This window comes from Ancylomarina euxina (genome assembly GCF_003863355.1).
Classification (GTDB): domain Bacteria; phylum Bacteroidota; class Bacteroidia; order Bacteroidales; family Marinifilaceae; genus Ancylomarina; species Ancylomarina euxinus.
This window is the reverse complement of the sequence record NZ_QQWG01000007.1, coordinates 74,337-94,910: the sequence shown is the minus strand read 5'-3', so window position 1 is coordinate 94,910 and position 20,574 is coordinate 74,337. Positions and strand designations below refer to the sequence as shown.

23 protein-coding genes are annotated in these 20,574 nt (G+C 34.1%); 8 read left to right on the top strand and 15 right to left on the bottom strand.

Annotated features, from left to right (window positions below; all coding sequences use genetic code 11):
• Nucleotides 1–19 precede the first annotated feature (19 nt).
• The 6 genes from DWB61_RS08810 (at nt 20) to DWB61_RS08785 (ending at nt 5,054) form a co-directional block, all read left to right on the top strand.
• Nucleotides 20–205 carry a hypothetical protein gene (locus DWB61_RS08810; protein WP_125030538.1) on the top strand — a complete coding sequence of 62 codons (186 nt, stop codon included), beginning with the start codon at nt 20–22 and terminating at the stop codon, nt 203–205.
• Nucleotides 206–209: 4 nt separating this feature from the next.
• Complete coding sequence (locus tag DWB61_RS08805; RefSeq protein ID WP_125030537.1) at nt 210–716, top strand: hypothetical protein; 507 nt, start codon at nt 210–212, stop codon at nt 714–716.
• Nucleotides 717–752: 36 nt separating this feature from the next.
• Complete coding sequence (locus DWB61_RS08800; protein ID WP_125030536.1) at nt 753–1,715, top strand: hypothetical protein; 963 nt, start codon at nt 753–755, stop codon at nt 1,713–1,715.
• Nucleotides 1,712–2,002, top strand: coding sequence for a S41 family peptidase (locus DWB61_RS08795; RefSeq protein ID WP_156190205.1), 291 nt, complete (start codon nt 1,712–1,714; stop codon nt 2,000–2,002). Before DWB61_RS08800 ends, DWB61_RS08795 begins: the two co-directional genes overlap by 4 nt.
• A 35-nt stretch (nt 2,003–2,037) precedes the next feature.
• Entirely contained in the window at nt 2,038–3,246 is a 1,209-nt protein-coding gene (locus DWB61_RS08790; protein ID WP_125030534.1) for a transglutaminase-like domain-containing protein, read from the top strand.
• Between the two features lie 230 nt (nt 3,247–3,476).
• A complete protein-coding gene (locus DWB61_RS08785; RefSeq protein ID WP_125030533.1) occupies nt 3,477–5,054 on the top strand; it encodes a beta-N-acetylhexosaminidase in 1,578 nt (525 codons plus the stop codon).
• A gap of 18 nt (nt 5,055–5,072) precedes the next feature.
• Here the strand turns inward: DWB61_RS08785 and ispD are convergent, their stop codons facing one another.
• The 15 genes from ispD to DWB61_RS08710 form a co-directional block, all read right to left on the bottom strand.
• The gene (ispD, locus tag DWB61_RS08780) at nt 5,073–6,452 is read right to left on the bottom strand and encodes a 2-C-methyl-D-erythritol 4-phosphate cytidylyltransferase (RefSeq protein WP_125030532.1); all 1,380 of its coding nucleotides are present in this window, start codon (nt 6,450–6,452) and stop codon (nt 5,073–5,075) included.
• Between the two features lie 78 nt (nt 6,453–6,530).
• A complete protein-coding gene (locus tag DWB61_RS08775) occupies nt 6,531–7,628 on the bottom strand; it encodes a CDP-glycerol glycerophosphotransferase family protein (protein WP_125030531.1) in 1,098 nt (365 codons plus the stop codon).
• 45 nt (nt 7,629–7,673) lie between these two features.
• Entirely contained in the window at nt 7,674–8,621 is a 948-nt protein-coding gene (locus DWB61_RS08770) for a UDP-glucuronic acid decarboxylase family protein (protein ID WP_125030530.1), read from the bottom strand.
• 69 nt (nt 8,622–8,690) lie between these two features.
• Nucleotides 8,691–9,737 (bottom strand): CDP-glycerol glycerophosphotransferase family protein, encoded by a 1,047-nt coding sequence (locus DWB61_RS08765; RefSeq protein ID WP_125030529.1) that lies wholly within the window; start codon nt 9,735–9,737, stop codon nt 8,691–8,693.
• A gap of 66 nt (nt 9,738–9,803) precedes the next feature.
• A complete protein-coding gene (locus tag DWB61_RS08760) occupies nt 9,804–10,577 on the bottom strand; it encodes a glycosyltransferase family 2 protein (protein WP_125030528.1) in 774 nt (257 codons plus the stop codon).
• Between the two features lies 1 nt (nt 10,578).
• Nucleotides 10,579–11,325: a hypothetical protein gene (locus tag DWB61_RS08755; RefSeq protein ID WP_125030527.1), complete on the bottom strand. Its 747-nt coding sequence runs from the start codon at nt 11,323–11,325 to the stop codon at nt 10,579–10,581.
• 74 nt (nt 11,326–11,399) lie between these two features.
• Complete coding sequence (locus DWB61_RS08750; RefSeq protein WP_125030526.1) at nt 11,400–12,884, bottom strand: capsule assembly Wzi family protein; 1,485 nt, start codon at nt 12,882–12,884, stop codon at nt 11,400–11,402.
• Nucleotides 12,874–13,413: an NUDIX hydrolase gene (locus DWB61_RS08745; protein WP_125030525.1), complete on the bottom strand. Its 540-nt coding sequence runs from the start codon at nt 13,411–13,413 to the stop codon at nt 12,874–12,876. Before DWB61_RS08745 ends, DWB61_RS08750 begins: the two co-directional genes overlap by 11 nt.
• 75 nt (nt 13,414–13,488) lie before the next feature.
• Nucleotides 13,489–14,898 carry a COG3014 family protein gene (locus tag DWB61_RS08740; protein ID WP_125030524.1) on the bottom strand — a complete coding sequence of 470 codons (1,410 nt, stop codon included), beginning with the start codon at nt 14,896–14,898 and terminating at the stop codon, nt 13,489–13,491.
• Between the two features lie 156 nt (nt 14,899–15,054).
• On the bottom strand, nt 15,055–15,639 hold the full coding sequence (locus DWB61_RS08735) for a penicillin-binding protein activator LpoB (protein WP_125030523.1): 585 nt from the start codon (nt 15,637–15,639) through the stop codon (nt 15,055–15,057).
• 119 nt (nt 15,640–15,758) lie between these two features.
• Nucleotides 15,759–16,643: a 4-hydroxy-tetrahydrodipicolinate synthase gene (dapA, locus tag DWB61_RS08730; RefSeq protein ID WP_125030522.1), complete on the bottom strand. Its 885-nt coding sequence runs from the start codon at nt 16,641–16,643 to the stop codon at nt 15,759–15,761.
• Between the two features lie 6 nt (nt 16,644–16,649).
• The gene (locus DWB61_RS08725) at nt 16,650–17,195 is read right to left on the bottom strand and encodes a DUF6913 domain-containing protein (protein WP_125030521.1); all 546 of its coding nucleotides are present in this window, start codon (nt 17,193–17,195) and stop codon (nt 16,650–16,652) included.
• 163 nt (nt 17,196–17,358) lie between these two features.
• Entirely contained in the window at nt 17,359–17,997 is a 639-nt protein-coding gene (gene pdxH / locus DWB61_RS08720; RefSeq protein ID WP_125030520.1) for a pyridoxamine 5'-phosphate oxidase, read from the bottom strand.
• Between the two features lie 11 nt (nt 17,998–18,008).
• Nucleotides 18,009–18,404, bottom strand: coding sequence for a hypothetical protein (locus DWB61_RS08715; RefSeq protein ID WP_125030519.1), 396 nt, complete (start codon nt 18,402–18,404; stop codon nt 18,009–18,011).
• 72 nt (nt 18,405–18,476) lie between these two features.
• A complete protein-coding gene (locus DWB61_RS08710) occupies nt 18,477–19,139 on the bottom strand; it encodes a DUF2461 domain-containing protein (protein WP_125030518.1) in 663 nt (220 codons plus the stop codon).
• Nucleotides 19,140–19,325: 186 nt separating this feature from the next.
• Between DWB61_RS08710 and DWB61_RS08705 the strand changes: the two genes are divergently transcribed.
• Nucleotides 19,326–20,027: a 5'-methylthioadenosine/adenosylhomocysteine nucleosidase gene (locus DWB61_RS08705; protein WP_125030517.1), complete on the top strand. Its 702-nt coding sequence runs from the start codon at nt 19,326–19,328 to the stop codon at nt 20,025–20,027.
• Nucleotides 20,028–20,090: 63 nt separating this feature from the next.
• On the top strand, nt 20,091–20,570 hold the full coding sequence (locus DWB61_RS08700; protein ID WP_125030516.1) for an S-ribosylhomocysteine lyase: 480 nt from the start codon (nt 20,091–20,093) through the stop codon (nt 20,568–20,570).
• Nucleotides 20,571–20,574: the final 4 nt, after the last annotated feature.

The window sequence follows — 20,574 nt, the reverse complement described above, 5'->3', positions numbered from 1 at the left end:
ATTCAATAAAACTGAAATCATGACAAAAGGAAAGTCAATATTCATATCATTTTTATTACTACTAACATCATTCCTCTTATATTTTTCAATGGCTGATAGTCCAATTGAGTTAGATGAGGAATTGGTCTCATTTGTTGCTGCTTTTTTCTTTGTCATTGGTCTCTTCAATTTGGTGAGAGAAATATTTAGAGTAAAGAAAAAATAAGCCTATGAATACGGAACTAAGTTGGGAGAAGGGCACTTTCTCTAGCGCTTATACGCTCTTTAAAGAACAAAAGTTGTGTGGCTATCTCAAAAGGGATTCTCTATCACAATCTGCAAATGGAGAGATAAAAGGGAAGGTCTATTGTTTTAAGTCATCGGGTTTTATAAAGAAAAACACGATTGTTTACGATGGATTAACTTATAAGAGCTTGGCAGTAATAAGCTACGACGAATGGCGATCAAGAGCTATCTTATCTGTTGATAAGAGAGTGCTGCATTTTAATTTCGATAGCCTTTTCCAAAACTCTTGGCAATTGATAGGAACTGAAGGCGAACTTATTGACTATTCTAAGTCCTCAAGCAAAGGTTATATCAATTCAACTACTGATGATAGCTTACTTTTATTAAGTGGCTTATTGGTGGCTGATCATTATAAAAAGTCGCAGCGAGATGTCTTTGTTTTCATGATGATGATGGCTTGCTTAATCATTGTGTTTACTATTCTGTTTTAAATCCTGATTAAGGATAAATTTATATTATACATTTAAATGAAGAAATACATTACCATCCTATTAGTGCTTGTATCAAGCTTAGTTTTTTCTCAAAAAAGCGAGATTGATTGGAAAGCAGATATTGAGTTTTTAAAAGAAGAGCTACCTAAAAATCATAAAGACCTTTTTACTGTTCGAAACCAAAAGGAATTCGAGACAGATTTAAATAAGGTAATTTCAAAAATTAATCAGCTAAATGATTTTGAAATTATCTTATCTATACAGCAGGTGATAGCTAGTTTTGGTGATTCACATACTCATGTTGAATTCTCTAAGCTATTTGATCAAGAAAAGAGCTTGCCATTAGAGTTATATTGGTTTAAGAATGGCATATATATTCTAGCTACATCTCTAAAGAACACATTAATATTAGGGAAGAAATTAACAAGTATAAACGATTTTCCTATTGGTCAAATTTGTGATAGTCTGGAAACGTTGTTTTCAGTTGACAATAGCGCAATGTCGAAGATGTTTGTACCAAAGCTTTTGAATAATGGAGCTTTGTTGGAATTTTTTGGATTTGCAAATAATGGTGTTTATGAACTCGGATTAGAGGATGATAATGCTTCTTATTTGAAATCTACAATTCAGTTAGAAAGAATAACGAAGGAGAACCAGCAAGCATTGATGCCTAATACCAAGCCTTATTGTTTGCAACATCAGCGCGAGGTCTTTATCCAGAAATATATTGAAAAGGATAGTATCTATTATATTCAGTATAATAAATGTGCGAGTCGTGAGCTGATGAATAAATTTGGTCATCGCAAAACGGCTAAGAAGTTCCCATCGTTTACTGAGTTTGAGAACAAAATATTTCAAACGATAAAAGAGAAGCCTATTAAGCAATTTGTTTTCGATATGCGCTTTAATGGTGGAGGTAGCTCTGCTCAGGGAACCGAGTTTGTGAAAAGCTTGCCCTTATTAAAAAGATCAACTCAAAAGGTAAACTTTACGTTGTGATAGGAAGAAAGACATTCTCTTCGGCTATCATCAACGCTATGGATTTTAAAAATCAGACAGAAGTGATTTTAATAGGAGAAGAAACCAGTGGAAAGCCAAATCATTTTGGAGAAATTAGATCATTCGACCTACCGCATTCTAAACTAAATGTGACCTATTCTACAAAGTACTTTAAAGAAACGGATGAGGATATCAACACCATCGTCCCAGATGTGCGTGTCGAAACAAGTTTTGAAGACTATATGAAGGGCGTAGATCCTGTTTATGAGTGGATAAAAGAACAATAAACTAAATAACCCAATATTAAATAATACCCCAAACAATGAGAAAACACATTTTGTTAATCCTTTGCCTTTTTAGCCTGATTAACCTTACAAAAGGACAAGATCTTGATGTTAATAAACTTTACCAGGAAAGCGAGATGCTTAGAAAGGAAGCCTGGTCAGCTAAGAACTACACTAAAGCTATAGAATCTATGTTGCCGGTTTATGAGGCATTCACAAAGCTTGATGAATCTGAGAAAAGAAGGAAAGAGTGGATTGCACAGAGTGTGTCGTATAACCTCACTTGTGCCTATTCTTTGATAGACAATAAAGAGAAGGCTCTGGAATTTTTAGAATTGAATTACCAGCATGGTAATAAGAACTACTATCATATCCTTAAGGATAGTGATTTGGATAATATTAGAGATGAAGCCAAATTTAAAGAACTCTTGAAGCTATTCAGACTGGTTGGCGATCACAAGCTTTTTCTACAAACTTCAAGCTATTCGAAAGTAAAAATGACCCCACCTAAATTCACCTATCAGAATGCAGATGAACTTTCAGACTTGAGATTGAAATATAAGCTTGATTCAGTAGCAGGTGAAGGGGATGAATTCTCGAAAATTGTAAAGCTAATGTCTTGGGTTAACCATACTGTAAGACATGATGGAAATTCGAATTACTCGGGAAAAAAATCAGCCGAAGCCTTGATTTCAATTTGTGAAAAAGAGAAGAGAGGTGTGAATTGTAGGATGATGTCAACAATTCTAAATGAGGTTTACCTTGCAATGGGCTTTAAGTCACGATTTGTAACCTGTATGCCAAAGGGCGAACGTTTTAGTGATTGTCATGTGATAAATGTGGTTTATTCAAATCAATATAACAAATGGCTTTGGATGGATGCATCTTTTGAAGCTTATGTGATGGATGAGAATAATACACCACTCAGTATTCAGGAGGTTAGAGATAATTTAATTCATAAAAGAACAATGAAGGTTTATAAGAAACTTCATTGGAATGATCAGGCTTATTATGGTGGGGAGCAGCGCTATCTTTATGAATATATGACTAAGAATTTGTATCGATTTTCAACACCATTGGATAGTAGATCATCTTATGAATCTTCTGAATTAAGAAAAACATATGTAGAGCTTTATCCTTCAGAATACAAACCTGATGATAGAGCCTTAAACCAAAAAGTAGAATGGAAATCTCGAGATATGTATTTTCTAACCGATGCCAATAACTTTTGGGTCAATCCAAATTAGAAGAAAATAGTAATTAACCAGATCTGGTATTAATATGAAAGGGGGAATTATTCCCCTTTTTTAGGCTTTCATTTTTTTGCAATAAGGCTTAATAGGAACCAATCGTAATCAAGATTTCTTTGAACTGATAAGTATTTGTTCGTATCTTAAAGGGAAGTAGAAATGATAAAGTAGTTAAATCTATGCTTATTTCTTGAATTGTTTTATTGATCTAATAATGCAACTCACCTATGAAATCTAAAATGTTCACACTGTTTTTTCTTATTCTATATCAGGTTGTTTGTGGTCAAAAAATCTTACCTACACCGATGGAAGTAGAGCTTTTTAAGACGAGTTTTATATTTTCTAAGGAAATTGTTCTGGCCTATGAAAAGGATTGTATAGAAACAGCTCAATATCTGTCTGATAGATTAGACAAATATTTTCTTATAAAACTTGTTGAATCAGATACTGGAGATATTGTCCTTGCTAAGAGTATTACTTATAACCATTTGGGAGAGGAAGGGTATTGGTTAAGAGTCTCTCAATCCCAGATCAATATCAGTTCAATAAGTGAAAAAGGCCTTTTTTATGGTGTTCAAACTTTACTTCAATTGTTACCAGTAGAAGTTCAGGCTGGTGCTCCATTTACACTAAACAACTATAAAATTCAATGTTTAGAGGTGATGGATCAACCTAAATATGACTGGAGAAGTTTTATGCTTGACTCTGGCAGACAATATCAAAAACCTCAATTTATCAAAAAGTACCTGGAGCATCTGGCCATGTTAAAAATGAATGTTTTTCATTGGCATCTAACTGAAGGTCAAGGGTGGAGGATTGAAATTAAGAAATATCCCAGATTAGCAAAAATTGGCTCAAAGGTTGCTAAGGGGAAAGAGCAACAGGGGTATTATACTCAAGAAGAAATAAAAGATATTGTAGCATTTGCCAGTAAACTGCATATAACGATAGTCCCTGAAATTGATGTGCCAGGTCATTCTGAAGCAGCCTTGACTGCTTATCCAGAGATGTCTTGTTTTAATGAAGTTCCAGCAAATATAATGAGTTTCTCATCAACTCTTTTTTGCGGTGGCAAGGAGGATACTTATCAGTTCCTTCAGGATATTCTTGATGAGGTTTGTGAGCTATTTCCTTCTGAATATATTCATTTAGGTGGTGATGAAGCACCCAAAGATAATTGGGATAAATGCCCAGATTGTCAATTAAGAATAAAGCAAGAAAAGTTAAATAATACCCATGACCTTCAACTCTATTTCTCTTCTCGCTTGGCAAATTACTTGAAAACGAAGGGACGAAAAGTGATTTTCTGGGGTGATATTCTACATCGAAAGGGTATGGAGCTACCAGACAATGTCGTTATACAATGGTGGAATTGGAATAGTTATAAGGATAAGGCATTAAAACAAGCAGTTAAAAGAGGTCATCAGGTCATTTGTAACACTAATTATGGGACCTATCTAAACTATCCTATAAAACCATGGTTTAGGTACAAAAAGAAGGGCTCTTATGATCTGAAAACCACTTACGAACAAAATCCAAGTGACCTAAGTGATCCTCATGATTTAGTTTTAGGTATGGGTTGTTGTATGTGGACCGATTGGTCTGTGAAGGAGAATTTGATTGACCGACGTGTTTTCCCAAGGATATTTTCCTTATCGGAACAAATGTGGAGCAAAGGTGAAAGATTAAAATTCGATGAATTTCACAAAAAAGTTAAAGCTAAATACCCCTTACTAAGAGAGCTGGGGATTGATTTTGGTCCAGCTCTCAAGGATGAAGTTCCTCTGGATTATAGATGGAATTAGCTTGGAATGGTAAGATCCTTATTTTCTGACATATATAATTTGTCCTGTGAAATCGCTTAATAAGGTTCTAATAGATACTTTAGCCACTTCTCTTGATTTTAATAAACTATCTTCCGGCTCGATACCAAAGTTTTTGATTCTCATTGGAGTCTGTGTTCGTTCTGGATTAATACAGTTTATTTTAATGCCAAAGTCTTTCCATTCTTCGGCAATGGCTTGTGTAAAATTAACAACAGCTGCTTTTGTAGAGGAATATAAACTGTATGAAGAACGGCCTCTGGTGTATGAACTTGAGGTAAATAAAAGAAGTTGTCCTTTTGTTTCCTTGAGGTATTTAAAACTTTCTGTAGCCACGTTTATCATGCCTATATAGTTAACCTGAGTTATTTCTTGTATACTTTCAGTATCAAGGTTCATTAATGGCTCCTTATTCAGAATTGCAGCGGTATTTATAACGTAATCAATTTTTTTATTTTCTTTATAAACAGATTCAAGAGCTTTATTTACTGCAGTTTTATCTTTAACATTAACATTGTTGTGTGTACGACTAAAGGAGTAAACTTTTGCTCCAATCTTATTGAAAATATTTACAATGTCTTTTCCAATGCCATAGCTACCTCCAAAAACTACAATAACTTTAGATTTTAAAGTTTCCTTTTGATTTTCTAATAATTCTCGGGAATTAAAATCCAGGTGCTTCAATTGGAACAGTTTATCTGCAATAAAGAGATCTAGTTCATAAGTTACTTTGATATTACTTTGTGAACCTTCTACTACAAAAACTTTTTCTTGTGGTAAATATTTTAATACCACGCCACAATCATCAGTTGTTGTAAAGGCAGAATCATTTGCAGCTAACTTATAAGCATCACGAATCGTTGACAATTTGAAGGCTTGAGGTGTTTGACCTTGTCGTAGACTTGAACGCTTTGGCACATTTACAATAAAGTCATTCTTATCTACTTCAATGATTGTATCTGTAGCAGGTATAGCGACATCAACCGCATTATATTTTTTCATTGCCGATACGACATTTTCTATAATAGATAAACTTACGAAAGGTCTTACTGCATCGTGAAAAATAAGATTAAAATGATCTGAATTTGGTTCATGTTCATAGGCATGAATTGCAGCCAAGCTAGAGTCAGATCTTTCTTTTCCTCCCTGAAGAATTTTTTTAACCTTTTTATATTGATTTTTGATTACAATATTTTCGATTTGTTGAACATACATGGGATTGATAACTATTACTATCTCGTGGATTTGCTCTGATTTTTCAAAAATATCAATACTGTGCTCAATAATTGTTTTACCAGCTATTTTGATAAATTGTTTTGGTAGATCTCCTCCTAAACGATTCCCATTTCCTCCAGCTAATAGAACACAAATATTCTTCATATTAATTAATTTGTATATAGATGCAATACCAAAATTGTTTTTGAAACAATCTTGGTGTTGATTATTTAGTTAGAAATTTTATGCCTGTTTGTTTACTTCTTTTTCTAAGACATCAACCATACGGACTGATACTTTTCCATCAACAGGGCCAATAATTTGGTGCGTGCATTCTGATCGTCGGGTTTTGTGTTTTTCAGGATTTTGTATTTCTGTGTCAACCACTTTTTTAAGATGCTTATATTTGTTGACATTTTCACCTATATTTCGAAATTGATCCATAGAGCTTTCCATTCTCTTTTTCAATTTGTATTTTCCAAATAAACGATAACTTAAGCGTAGTTTAATGAATCTGTTTAAGATCACTGGCTTGTTTAATGCAGCAAATTCAAAAACGACTGAGGATTCGTCAGAGATCAGAATATCTGATATGGCATAAAATGGAGAAATGTTATAGTCTTCAAATTCAGCAAAATACACGTTGTTGTATTGCTTCCATTTATTCAGTTTTTTTCGCTGAGCTTTATATCTCTTTCGTAAATAAGTAAAGTGGTGTGCTTTTACAATAATATTATACTCAGAGAATTCCTCTGGAAACTTATCGCTCATTTTCTCTATGGAACTGGGGTAGAAAGTTGGAGCGTATAAAATGGTCTTTTTCTGAGGATCTAAGGCATACTGTTTTTTTAGATCAATTATGTCTTGGTCGGTGTAGGCCAGTACGGTATCTAGTTTTGAGAATCCTACATTATCTAATAAGGTTGAACTTTGAGGATATAATTCTTTGAGTTTGTTTAATCGAAATTCCCCTTCTACAAATCGAATATCATAAAGGTTTTTATCTTCAGAGAAATTGCCAGTTTTTGTCCCTATTCCATGTGCTATGAAAACCGATTTTTTATAAGAAATATCAATTGAGGGTATCGTGTTGCCACTTATCAGATATTCAATATCAACATTTTCCATTCCAGAAGTACCAATTTGAAAAGGAATGTTTTCTTTCTCACAGATCTTTATAATGTCTTCATTCTGATTGAAAATATCACGTTTGACACTCTCTTTTATAATGAAGAGATATTTAAAATTTCTTTTTTTTAATTCATTCGCTACCGGAATAAATTGTGGTAGATAATAAATTTGTTCTGTATAAAAGACTGCAAAAATATTGGTTGTTGACATATGAAAGAATGTTATTTTTTGTTTGAACACAAACAAAAAATGATATTAATATTCCGATTTGATTAGTTTACTAAAATAGCTAATAGTCTTAGTTAAGCCTTCCTCTAGTTGGATTTTTGGCTCCCAATTATTCAGTTTTTCTTTAGCGAGACTGATATCTGGTTGACGTTGCAAAGGGTCGTCCATAGGTAATTCCTGATGGATGATTTTTGATTTTGATTGAGTCAGTTCGATCACTTTTTGAGCCAATTCAAGTATGGTAAATTCATTAGGATTCCCAATATTAACAGGTCCAATGAAATCTTTGGGTGAATTCATCATTCTAATCGCACCTTCTACCAAGTCGTCAACATATTGGAAACTTCTGCTTTGTGAACCATCACCATAAATGGTAATATCTTTATCTTTTAAAGCCTGCATGATGAAATTAGAAACTACCCGTCCATCATTTGGGTGCATATTTGGACCATAGGTATTAAAAATACGCATGATTTTAATATCCACCTGGTTTTGCTTGTGATAATCCATAAACAAAGTTTCTGCGCAGCGCTTTCCTTCGTCGTAACATGAACGGATGCCAATGGGATTCACATTTCCCCAATAATCTTCTGTTTGTGGATGAATTTCAGGATCGCCATAAACCTCACTTGTTGATGCTTGTAGGACACGAGCCTTAATACGTTTGGCTAAACCAAGCATATTGATAGCCCCCATAACCGAGGTTTTGGTTGTTTTTATAGGATTGTATTGGTAATGAATTGGGGATGCAGGACAAGCCAAATTATAAATCTGATCGACCTCTGCAAAATAGGGCTGAATCACATCATGACGAACCAACTCGAAGTACGGGTGTGATAGGAGGTGCTCAATATTACGCTTGCTACCAGTGAAATAATTGTCGAGACAAATCACATCATTGCCTTCTTTTATAAGACGATCACATAGGTGTGAACCAATGAATCCAGCACCTCCAGTAACAAGTATACGTTTCATGTTTATATAATTTGGTTTTCTACTTTTTCTGTTTGTATCCAGAATACTAATATCTGAATTAAAGCTTAATCATTTTTTAACCTTGCCATATTTTTTATTCACCTTCCACTTACGAAGAAATGATAGCTTTCTTTTTTCTGGAACCGAATTATGACTCAGCCATTGTTTTACTGCTTCTATCATTCTTTGGGCTGACTTACCATCTCTTAGAGGATGATAGTTATTTATAATCCACTTTCTTTCTTCCTGGTTGATATCTGAATTCATAACTGCGCCAACTGTTTCACACAAAATATCAGGAGTCTCTATGTTTGTCCATTTTATATTATCAGATGATGACTTAAATGTGATAACTGGCTTGTCTAAAAGTAAGAATTCATAGACAACAGAAGAGGTGTCACTTATCATCAAGTCAGATAGAATTAAATACTTACTGATATTAGGATCATCTAGGATGACTATATTTTCAATTGATCTAGCTATTTCATGATATAAGGCTTTCACTTTCTCATTCATGAGATCATGAAATTTAACCATAATGAGGTAGTCCTTATTTTTAGAAAGAGCTATTATTTCGTCAGATAAGACTTCTGCAGATGTTAAGCTGGGAGAAAAGGTTGGTGCGTATAGAATAATCTCCTTCGCTTCATGTTTCTCTAATAGATTTGTTTTTTCTGTATTGAAATTTTCTTTTTGAAGAAATAGGTCGTCTAGCTTAGACCAACCCGTTTCCATTACATCAAAATCACCATGCTTACTAGCCAATTCATTAAAACGATTTGTAAAATAAGGTCCCTGAGTTAGATAGAGGTCAAAATAGTTTCGAATTCTGAAATGACCTTTCTTTTCTCCAGCTAAACCATGAAAAATCTGAGTTTTAACCCCTCTTAAGTAATGAGGTACCACATTACCTGGGACAAAGATGGCATCACTTTTAAAATCATAAATTTCCTGTAAAGAAGTGGTGTAATGGCTATCCTCTTTAAAAGGAAAACGGTCAACGATCTCTGGATCGATATACCACATAACATCATCTCCCAAACGAATCGACTCGTTATGAATAGGACGCAAAATGCTAAATGAATAGGGTCTTTTACAAAAGAGGACTGTCTTCATATTGATCTGGCTTATTTTTTTAATGAGCTGGTTACATGTCAATGCTATGCACTGATTATGACATAACTAGTCTTGCTTTTGTTTATCTAAAAAATAAAAATTTCTCAACTTGGCATATTTCATGAAAATATACTGTGAATTGAGTGTACAAACAGTCAATCCATGAATTCCATCTAAAAAACCAGCTAAAAGAATGTAGTTGCGAAAGAAGTTCCAAAATGGATTGATAAGTAACTTGTATAAAGGCGCTTTCTTACCTTGCTGATAGGAGGCTACTGCAGATCGAGTTGAATATGTATTTCTTTTGGCAATAAATTCGTCAATTTGATAATAGGCATGATGCTTTACATCCCCCTTTAGTTTGACAACTTTAATGCCTTTTTGAGGCGCAAAGTTATAGTGTGGCTCTCTTCCTGCTACATCGACCTCTGTTCTGTCAAATAAACGAAGCACTCGGTGGCGCCATGAATGTACTAACCATTTTCCACAGAAAAGTGTTCTAAATCTTAGTGAATAACCTCCATGAGTCCAGTTTGACTTAACTTCATTAATGGATTCTTCCAATTCCTTAGATAACTCTTCGTCGGCATCTAGTAACAGGATATGATCATACTTAGCCTGTTTCACAGCCCAGCCAACCTGAGCAATTCCACCTTCATATTTGTGTTTCAAGAAACGTACACCGTAGTTATGACAAATTTCTTCTGTTTTATCTGTTGAAAAAGAATCGACAATAACAATATCGTCTGTTACTTTTTGTAACGATTCTATGCATCTACCAATATTTTCTTCTTCGTTTAGTGTGATAACAACACCTGAAAGTTTTACTGTATTTTTCATTCTAATTCTTTTTAAACAAGCTCTTAATTTTTTTCTTTCTCAGTTTTTTAGCTTTGTGAATTTGATCGAAATTAATGATTTGTTTTTCAACGTAATCACTATCCATTTGGCTTAATTGAGCATATTTCCTTGCAATAATCTTAAGGAATTCCTCATCGGCCCATAACTGTGAGAAATTTTTCAGTTTATCCACTAAACTGAGTTGTTTAAATTTCAATCTATTAATATCTACCATTGAAAACAGTGTTTCCTCATCTAATTGCTTTATTAGGATATTACCTGGAGAATAATCCTGATGCAAAACACCCTTTTGGTGATTATCAAAAGTGAACTGAGTAAAATCTTCTAGCAAAGTTGTGTTGAAAGGTATTTTCCCTATAATTAACTCTCTAATAGTATAGTCATATTCAAATTGTAAGGAAATATAATAGCTATGACATATTAAACCATTTTTGTAGCAAACGATACTTGCGACTGGTTCTGGGGTGTTTATACCTAAGTCTTGAAGCTTTAGTCCATATTTAAAGGATTTTTCGGCTTTTGATTTTCGAATATAAGTGTAAGCAATCTTATTAACTAAGTGAGGAACCTTAAACGATTTCACATTGAGTATGATACCATCTATTTCAATTGTTTTAATTTCATTTCGTCCCTTGTATAGGGATGATCCAAGGACATTGAAATTTTCAGGAAGATTCTCCAGAAAGCTTTGTAAATGTTTATATTTTGGATTAATATCTATGCGCATAATGTGAAGATACCAGGCTTTAAAATTTTAATTGAATTCGTAAATTTACTAATAATTTAAACGCGATGTGTTTTCTATTTTTTCAAGAAATCAGAAATAAAACCCGATCGAGAAAGTTTAAGCATAACCCCTAAGTTGTTTTTGTAGATATCGCCTGAATCATAAGCAATACTTGCTTGGATATTGAAAGGAATTTTATTTTGAGGAATTGATAGCTCCAATAAAAAGTGTTTCTGATATTCTTGTGGGTCAACTGTATATTTTCTTAAAAAGACCCATTCATCAACAGGCTTACTACGATCTTCGACAACAGGGTAAACCTGACCATAGTTTTTATACATGGTTGCTTTAAATAAGTATTTAAAGCTATTGTATTGTCCTGAGAAACCAAAATTAAAGGCTTTAACTGTAGTATTGGCAAAGCTAATGTTATTGTCGGCCCCAATAGTTGTTGGAGAAATTAATGGAATACCAAATCCTTTTTGAAAATTTGACCATCCAGATCGATAAATACCATTGTTGAAGTAACTGTCATAACCAATAACGCTTAATGAAGGTGTTACTTCCTCACTGCCTTGATGTAAGCTAGAGTAATATTCTAAAAGGAAAGCGTTTATAATTTTTGTTTTATGAAGTTTAAGGTGTAGGCCGTAATAGATATCTCTGACATTATATATTTTTCGAACCTCACCACTTTTGTCTTCAAACATGTTTTTCATGAAAAACGTTAGGTTGAATTTTTCAGAATTGTAATTTAGTTTAGCTTGATTTTGCCCTACATGATTTCCTAAGGAGTTATCAGATTCATTATTACTAGTGTTTCCATCGCTAGTTGTTAATAGATCACCATTTTTAGCAATGAAAACTTTAGCAAAGGCTTTCAAGTCACCTTCTAACTTTCCATAAATAGGAGAGGTTCCTGCCCATTGTGCATAATGATCAATACCTACTTCAAGAGATAAACCTTTCTTTTTACCAAAACGGAGGAAAAAGTTTTTGTGATGTAAGTTAACATGATTGACATACCTATCATCAATTAACCAACCGTTAGATAGTACAGCTTTTACTCCAATCCATCCCTTTGTGAAAGGAACATGAAGGTAATCTGTTGAGCCAATTTCTATTTTTGGATAAGGACGAGCATTGCCCGACATAATTAAATTTCCGTTTGTAAAGGATAGGCCATCCAATTCAACCTCCTGATTTTTTGCACCAACAAATAACTGAATCTTATTTTTTTTTAAGCCTAGGAAATATTGATTGATAAGTGCGTATTCAGAATAAGTACTGCTAAAGGCGGCATCGACACCTGCCGTCCAATCCAGACCTTTTTCTTTGGTGTAATCCTTGTTCAATCCAAAATATATTCTCTCTCCATTCTTTTTTGGAGCGATACCATTTTGGTTTGCTACAAGCCAAAATGGTAGGTCTGATTTGCTTGATATAGCAGCAGAAGTCCCTACTTCATATCTCAATTCTTTTTTCTGGGAAAAGGAAGAAAATGAAACGAATAATAATGCACAAAGGATTGTGTTAGTGGTAATCTTTTTAAAGTTCATTAATTAAGTTTTTTGCAAAAGCTTTTGTAATTTTTTTTATCGACTCACCACCAATCTGGTTGTAGGGGATCAGGTTTGGTGCAATAAATTCGTAAGCCGAAATATCGTCTTTTGCGTGTATATGGTTAAATGAATTAAGTTTGCAAATATAAGCTAAATCAAGTGTGAAAACAGATAATCCTTCAAAAATATATTCGTTAGGAGAGGACATAAAATATTGAAATGATTCAATGTCAAGGTTCAATTCTTCTTTTATTTCTCTATAAAGTGCATTTTCAGCACTTTCCATAATATCTACAAAGCCACCAGGCAAATCAAGCATGCCTTTATGTGGTTCGACCGCACGTTTAGTAAAGAGTATTTCACCTTTATCGTTTAGTATTATAGCGGCAACTGCAGCCGCAGAGTTAATGTATAAATGAAATTGGCATTGGTCACATAAAAAAGATTGATCTTCTTTAAACGAAAATTCACTACTGCCACATTTAGGACAATAGTGAATTGTATTTTTTGGTAAGGTCGATTTCATATTGGATTTTAAACGTTGAGCAATGAAATATATTATCCTTCAAAAAGCACATTTAGGAAATACTATTCTTGTCATCTATCTTGTTTCTAGATTTTGGAAGGTGAAAAATTGAGTTTCCCCAGTTTTTACATTAAAATGAAACTCTTGCTGATGCTCTCCATTTATTTCACTTTTCAGATTTAATAGGAGTTTATGGTTTCCAGCTGCTAGCTTAATTCGTGCGTAGTAGATACCATGTGGAAGAGTTTGCCAGTTACGTGTATCTGCTTTTTCTGTTAAGGCATTGGCAATACTGAGTAAAGTACCCAAGGTTTCGTCTTTACTACGTGTATATTCTTCTAGTGCCTTTTTTGTAGCAAGTCGAAGAATTGAATTTGCCAATTCACGAACCATACGATCTTTAAGACATTTAAATGCAATGGCGTTAACGTCTTCTGCTTTTTCTAAATTATATTGACCTAAACCATCGACTTCAATTAAAGCCTGATTGAATAAGGGTACACGTTCTCGGTATTTTGGAAATGCGATTCTTATGAAGTCAAGATTACTGAAGGCCGCATTCTCTTTACTACTAAAATTGTTAGTGTTGAAAGGAAAGCTGACTCCTTCTTCATTATTGGCAAGGGTTAAAATGCCTCCAGCACCTCTGTTTGCAGCAAAATTGATACTCCACTCATCTTTAACGGGACCTAAGCCATTCATCCAAATGAAAACAATCTCGCCTTCATCTTTTGAATAGCTTTCGAAAGTCATGCCAAATTCCTTACTATAGAAATTGTATTCTTGTTCAAAGCCGATACGTTTGGCAGTTCTTAAAATGTCTTTTTTTAATTGTTCAGGACTGACTGTCCCAAAGTTTTCTGAATAATTACTTTTGTAGATGTCGTAGGCATTTCGATAGGCAATAAAAGCATTGTTGTAGTCTTTTGATGCATCGTAAATCATTCCCATTAGGTTATGAGCAAAGGCATCGTCGCTATACCTGTTTTTATGATTTCGGGGGTACTTGTCGTTTAGTGCATATAGCTTTTCGTTAACTCGACGACATTCGACAAGAGCTTCTTGATTTTTACCTAGTTGAAGATAGCCAATGGCCTTATAATAGTTGATAAGTACATTTTCAAAATCTTCAGGTTTGTATGGCTTAACACTAGGATTTGAAACAATTGCTAGGGCTTCAGAACCCCAGTTTTTTCTTTGGTCTTCAATAAATAAATCCGCTTCGTTAAAATAGGTGTTGGCTAAGGTATAATCTTGTTGCATCCAAGCAAGGGCGCCTTTATTTACTAGGTAAAGAACTCTATTGCGATTAGCTTGTAGCTTTTTATTGGCATCCAAATGCTTGTTTGCCATTTTCATATCACCACTTTCAAAACTTTTATTGAAAGCTTCATTTTGTTGGTAATAAGTCGCACAGTTTGAAAGTAAAAGTGATGCAAGTAAAAGGAATACTAATCGAAATCGCTTTTGTATAGAGAATGTCATACTAAAAGAAAGGTTGAGTGTTTGACTTGGCTTTTCAGTCAAGAAGTTAAAACTCTTGCAAGACATTTTGCCTTGCAAGGTTTTAATATAGAAAATCAGATGATGTATTTATATTTTTGAAAATAATATCAATTCAACTGATTGTTAAACCTCAGATTATCGGTTTACGTATTTCTTGATCTTTTTATCACCCATCCACACTAGTTCACTAGTTTGAATGTTTGTCAATTCAAGATTCAATTGATAATAACGAACCTTTTCTTTCTTGTGACTATCAATAATAGAATTGATATCACCTTGAAGAATAAAGTCAGCACCTAACTCTTGTCCCCATTTTTTGATTGTCGCTTTCGATGCGAAATCTTGCTGATCAGCTCTTTCCTGACGAAGATCTTCGCGCTTTGAACCCGCTTGAACTAAACGAACACGTGCATCATTAAGAATTGATTTCTCAATATCTTTGATATAGGTGTCAGCTTCGATATGCTCAGAACTTTTGTTATATATCAAGCCTACAATTACAACTGGCTTTCGGTTGAATTCCTGTTGGAAATCTTCAATCCAATTTTGGCTTAAAACTTGCTGTGTCAAAGCCTGTGCAGCTAGTTGAGAATCTGTATCATTCCAACGACCGCTTAAATCGATTTGCTGATCAGGAGATACTCTTGTAATTTGACGTGAACAAGATGCACTAGCCATTAATGCCAAGGCAAGAACTAATAAACGCAATGAATGATTCATAATGTGTGTTTTAATTTACTCTAATTAGATTGTTATTTTAAATATACTCACATTCGTTGAGTATTTAAATATATTACTAAAAGTAATCTTTATGATATGTATCAATTTGCGTGCCACACTTACCTGGTCTGATTAACTAATTCTTCAAGTTTTGAGTAATGATTTATACTAACACCAGTCATAGGTAGTCTAAAGTTGTTTTCAATCAATTTGTTAATATGTAGAATGGCTTTTATGCCTGCAGGATTACCTTCAGTAAATAAATTTTGAATGATTTCAAAAAGTTTAAAGTGTAATGCTTTTGCTTTGGCAATCTCCGATATAAGTGCCGCATTAACCATATCGCTAAAATCTTTGGGGTAGGCATTCGCGACAACTGAAATAACACCTTCAGCACCTAAACAAATCAAAGGAAAAGTCAGGGCATCGTCTCCTGAAATCACAGCAAAGTCGGTTGGTTTATTTTTAATGATTTCCATAATTTGCTCCATATTTCCAGAAGCTTCTTTTACAGCAACAACATTTTCAAAATCGTTAGCTAATCTTAAAGTAGTTTCAGCGGAAATATTAACAGCTGATCGACCAGGAACATTATACAAAATTACAGGAACAGGACTTGCTTCAGCAATCATCTTATAGTGCTGATAAAGACCTTCCTGACTCGGTTTGTTATAATAGGGAGCAACAGACAATATACCTGCAATTTCGTTATATGCGTGGAAGCTTTTGATTCCAGCTACAACTTCATTCGTGTTATTCCCACCAATCCCAATTACAAGAGGAACTCTTTTATTGTTGATTTTGATGATGTGATCGATAACAGCTTTTTTCTCATCTTTATTAAGAGTTGCTGCTTCACCTGTTGTTCCCATAACAACAAGATAGTTAATACCATTGTTAAGCTGGAAATCGACCAGCTTAGTAAGAGAGTTAAAATCGATGCTCCCGTCTGTATGAAAAGGAGTAATAATCGCGACTCCCGTTCCTGAAAATTGATGTGACATTATATTTTAGTTTTTCTTGATTTCTGATAGGTAACTGATACTGTCTTGAATAAGTTCTTTTATTGACGCATTCTTTTTTAATTCAATCATAAAGTCTAAGTAATCGGCATTTTTCGCTTTTGCACCGACTTTAAAGGCTGCAGGTGATAGAGATATTATATACTGTATCGGTAATTCTTCTGACTGAGTTAAAACAAATAGGATATCAAATTTCTGTTTAAAGAATTCTGATATTTCATATGTATGAGGAATGCCTTTCCAATTACTGTCTAATTCAGAAAAGTAAGTGAAATCCAAGGTGTTTAAAGGTTTTTTAGGAATATCGGTTCCTGTATACCAACCTGCAACATTTATTTTATAGCCTTGGTTCTTTAAATCCCTATAAAAGTCACTAACGATACAATTGTTTTCTATTTGATTTGTATCAAATAAAATTCCAATATGATTTGCACTCTCCATATTGTGAAATTCTACACGTCTGGCATGTTTATTTAACAGATTGTTTAAGATCCTTCGTGCAATTTTTTCAGCTGTATTTTTGAAAATGCTCATATTTAGTTAGGTAATCTTTATTTTAATAAATAAAAAGTGTTAGATTCTAAACTCAATAGAAGTCCTATTTGAGTGAAAGTCAGGCACAATATAGTGATTTTTTAAGCTAGGTAGAATGAAAAAAAGCCTTAATTAAAAGGCTTTTTTTTAGTTAGATTGTAAATCAAGGCGCTAAGCGGTGAGAAATCCAATGGTGTTCTTTTAGGATATATTCAATTCTATCATTCAATCGATTTTCCCGGCCTTGCCAAAACTCAAATTTTTCAGGTATCAATTTGTAACCACCCCAGAATTCAGGTCGCTCAAATGCTTCGCCATATTTAATTATGTGTTCTTCAATTGCTTGTTCTAACTCAGTTCTATTATTTAGTATTGAAGACTGCGGAGATACTGCTGCTGCACGTCGGCTTCCCATGGGACGAGCCATGAAATATTGGTCAGAATATTCGGATTTCAATTTTTCAATTCGACCTTCAATCCTAATCTGCTTTTCCAATTGAGGCCAAAAGAATACGATTGCTCCATATGGATTTTGTTTTAAATCTTCGCCTTTTCTACTTGTGTAGTTTGTGAAAAAACAATAACCATCATCAGTGTAATCTTTGAGCAAAAGGATTCTAGCAGTAGGTTTCCCTTCAGAATTGACGGTTGCTAATGTCATTGCATTGGCATCAGGTAAATTAGCTTCCATGGCCATTTTGAACCAAGCATTAAATTGAATAAATGGGTTTTGATCAACATCTTGTTCATTGAGCTGTTTTAGCTTGTATTCGTGTCTTTTCTTCTGAATATCATCTTGCATGGCAAAATATTTTAGGGCTGCATGAGTATATTAGGCTCTATACTTAAACCCTTATAATTGATGTAATATTGACCTCCTTTTTCAGGAAATGCCATACCTGAATCATCTTTAGCATCGGCATTGGCCACACCAACATTCGCGAATAATATTTTTGCATTGTGCTTATCGGCATGTTTGATGATTTCTTCAGCCGCACCAGGGCTTAATGATCCTAAATCGGGGTAGGTGCTTGTTTTAACAACAATAAAATACAGGTCTTCATCCTTACGCGCCAGAATCTGAGGATTCTTCTCAAATTCGATATTCACAGAAAGAATTTCATATTCATCTTTTATGTGTTTGTACACCCACTTAATGCCCAGCTCGTGTAATTCTTCTCCGCTAAGTCGATTCCCTTTTTGACTCATAATTCAATTTTGATTTGATACTGCGAATATCCTATTTATCGATACTAATTCCAAATAGCTTTTCTACAAAATCTATAAATCTTCTATAATATCATTTAAAAATTGATTGAGAGGATGTAGTATTTCAAAAGCTTCGTGAATGGCAAGGGGAAATTTGTCAGAAGTCACAATATCATCCGAAATAGCTTTGCTAACGGCATAGTGCTTGTAGTTTAAGAGTTGAATATGCTCAAAATCTTTTGGGTAGCCCCGAGGTGCCGTTTTTAGTTTCTCACCATATAATTCTGGATAATGATTAACGAATTGAGAATTCTCAACTATTGATTTAAATTCTTCAGGATGATGATAAATTTCTTCTCGAATTGCTTTTAGTATTTTTGCTTCGGGCATATAACATCCACCTCCAAGAAAACATTGTTCTGGTTCAATATGAATATAATAACCTCCGTATCTCGACTTGCGACCACCACGTGCTATAAATGCGCCAAAGTTAGTTTTATATGGACGTTTATCGTTTGAGAATCGAACATCTCGGAAAATTCGAAAAACACAATCCTTGGCATTATTGCCTGTAACAGAAGGATCTATGTGTTTAATTTGCTGAATACTTAATTCAACAAACAGTTCAAAATCTTTCTTTGCCTGATTATATTGAGCCTTGTTAGCATGAAACCAATCTCGATTGTTGTTTTTTCTTAGGTCGATTAAATATTTATAAATGGAATTAGGAAGCATGACTGTTATTTCTTTACGAGTTAAAACTGAGCTTTAAAGTACGATTATTGTTGATGATAATCAAAGTTTCGCATGTAATGCTAAGATGAATTGAAAAGATATAATTTTTTGATCATGAATTTAAGAATTCGGTTTCCTTTGTTAATTTTGCAAAACTTTAATACAGACGATAAATAAAAGAAGAAAATGATTATAGGCATAATAGGAGCAATGGAAATTGAAGTGACCAGACTTCGTGATGAGTTGAAAAACAGAGAAGAAATCAGTAAAGCTGGTTTTACTTTTTATAAGGGACAGATTCATGGCGTAAATATTGTGTTGTTGCAATCAGGTATTGGAAAAGTGAATGCAGGAATTGGAGCTGCGGTTTTAATTGACAATTTTGCCCCGGATTTTGTAATTAATACGGGTTGTGCTGGTGGTTTTATTTCTGATTTGAAAGTGGGGGATATCGTGATCTCAAAAGAAGCTATTCACCACGATTTTGACTGTACTGTTTTTGGTTATAAGCATGGCCAAGTTCCTGGTATGCCACCTAGTTTTATTGCAGATTCAAAATTGATAGAACTAGCAGATAAGTCAATTCACAAATTAACTGATTTGACAACTAAGTGTGGTACTATTGTTACTGGTGACCAGTTTATGAATAATCCTGAGGCAACCAAGAGAATTAAAGATTTGATTCCTGAGGCTGATGCTGTTGAAATGGAAGGGGCTGCGATTGCCCAGGCTTGTCATCGTTTTGAAGTTCCATTTGTAGTTATCCGTTCTATTTCGGATATTGCAGGACAAGAGAATGCTGTTCAGTATGAGGAGTTTGTAGAGACGGCAGCTGTGAATTCGGGTAATATGGTGATGGAAATGATTCATGAATTAGCAAAATCCTAATTTTTATCAAATTAAAAACTGTTGCAATTACTGGCTTTTCTGGCTGCAATTAAAGTGAATGATATGAAAAAGATAGACAGTTTTGCAGTTGATCATGACAGATTGAAAAGAGGCATTTATGTTTCTCGAAAGGATCATGTAGGAAGTGAAGTTTTGACTAGTTTTGATATTAGAACGAAACGACCTAATCAGGAACCTGCGATGGAAATTGAAGCGATGCATACAATGGAGCATTTGTGCGCAACCTTCTTGAGAAATCACGATAATTGGGCAAAGAAAACGGTTTATTTTGGTCCGATGGGATGTCGTACTGGTTTTTATATGATTTTTCATGGCGACCTAATCTCGGAGGATGTTGTTGATGTCATTCAGGAAATGTTTCAGTTCATGTCTGACTATGATGATAAAATTCCAGGGGCTGATAAAATTGAATGTGGTAACTATAAGAGCCACGATCTTGAAGGAGCCAGAATTGAAGCAAAGAAATTCCACAAGGAAGTTTTAAGTAATCTCACAGATGAGAATCTGAATTACCCACAATAAAAAC

Excerpts from the sequence above, each read along its gene's own strand:
- DWB61_RS08810 (WP_125030538.1), top strand. The coding sequence starts at position 20 with ATGACAAAAGGAAAGTCAATATTCATATCATTTTTATTACTACTAACA.
- DWB61_RS08805 (WP_125030537.1), top strand. The coding sequence starts at position 210 with ATGAATACGGAACTAAGTTGGGAGAAGGGCACTTTCTCTAGCGCTTAT.
- DWB61_RS08800 (WP_125030536.1), top strand. The coding sequence starts at position 753 with ATGAAGAAATACATTACCATCCTATTAGTGCTTGTATCAAGCTTAGTT.
- DWB61_RS08790 (WP_125030534.1), top strand. The coding sequence starts at position 2,038 with ATGAGAAAACACATTTTGTTAATCCTTTGCCTTTTTAGCCTGATTAAC.
- DWB61_RS08785 (WP_125030533.1), top strand. The coding sequence starts at position 3,477 with ATGAAATCTAAAATGTTCACACTGTTTTTTCTTATTCTATATCAGGTT.
- ispD (WP_125030532.1), bottom strand. The coding sequence starts at position 6,452 with ATGAAGAATATTTGTGTTCTATTAGCTGGAGGAAATGGGAATCGTTTA.
- DWB61_RS08775 (WP_125030531.1), bottom strand. The coding sequence starts at position 7,628 with ATGTCAACAACCAATATTTTTGCAGTCTTTTATACAGAACAAATTTAT.
- DWB61_RS08770 (WP_125030530.1), bottom strand. The coding sequence starts at position 8,621 with ATGAAACGTATACTTGTTACTGGAGGTGCTGGATTCATTGGTTCACAC.
- DWB61_RS08765 (WP_125030529.1), bottom strand. The coding sequence starts at position 9,737 with ATGAAGACAGTCCTCTTTTGTAAAAGACCCTATTCATTTAGCATTTTG.
- DWB61_RS08760 (WP_125030528.1), bottom strand. The coding sequence starts at position 10,577 with ATGAAAAATACAGTAAAACTTTCAGGTGTTGTTATCACACTAAACGAA.
- DWB61_RS08755 (WP_125030527.1), bottom strand. The coding sequence starts at position 11,325 with ATGCGCATAGATATTAATCCAAAATATAAACATTTACAAAGCTTTCTG.
- DWB61_RS08750 (WP_125030526.1), bottom strand. The coding sequence starts at position 12,884 with ATGAACTTTAAAAAGATTACCACTAACACAATCCTTTGTGCATTATTA.
- DWB61_RS08745 (WP_125030525.1), bottom strand. The coding sequence starts at position 13,413 with ATGAAATCGACCTTACCAAAAAATACAATTCACTATTGTCCTAAATGT.
- DWB61_RS08740 (WP_125030524.1), bottom strand. The coding sequence starts at position 14,898 with ATGACATTCTCTATACAAAAGCGATTTCGATTAGTATTCCTTTTACTT.
- DWB61_RS08735 (WP_125030523.1), bottom strand. The coding sequence starts at position 15,639 with ATGAATCATTCATTGCGTTTATTAGTTCTTGCCTTGGCATTAATGGCT.
- dapA (WP_125030522.1), bottom strand. The coding sequence starts at position 16,643 with ATGTCACATCAATTTTCAGGAACGGGAGTCGCGATTATTACTCCTTTT.
- DWB61_RS08725 (WP_125030521.1), bottom strand. The coding sequence starts at position 17,195 with ATGAGCATTTTCAAAAATACAGCTGAAAAAATTGCACGAAGGATCTTA.
- pdxH (WP_125030520.1), bottom strand. The coding sequence starts at position 17,997 with ATGCAAGATGATATTCAGAAGAAAAGACACGAATACAAGCTAAAACAG.
- DWB61_RS08715 (WP_125030519.1), bottom strand. The coding sequence starts at position 18,404 with ATGAGTCAAAAAGGGAATCGACTTAGCGGAGAAGAATTACACGAGCTG.
- DWB61_RS08710 (WP_125030518.1), bottom strand. The coding sequence starts at position 19,139 with ATGCTTCCTAATTCCATTTATAAATATTTAATCGACCTAAGAAAAAAC.
- DWB61_RS08705 (WP_125030517.1), top strand. The coding sequence starts at position 19,326 with ATGATTATAGGCATAATAGGAGCAATGGAAATTGAAGTGACCAGACTT.
- DWB61_RS08700 (WP_125030516.1), top strand. The coding sequence starts at position 20,091 with ATGAAAAAGATAGACAGTTTTGCAGTTGATCATGACAGATTGAAAAGA.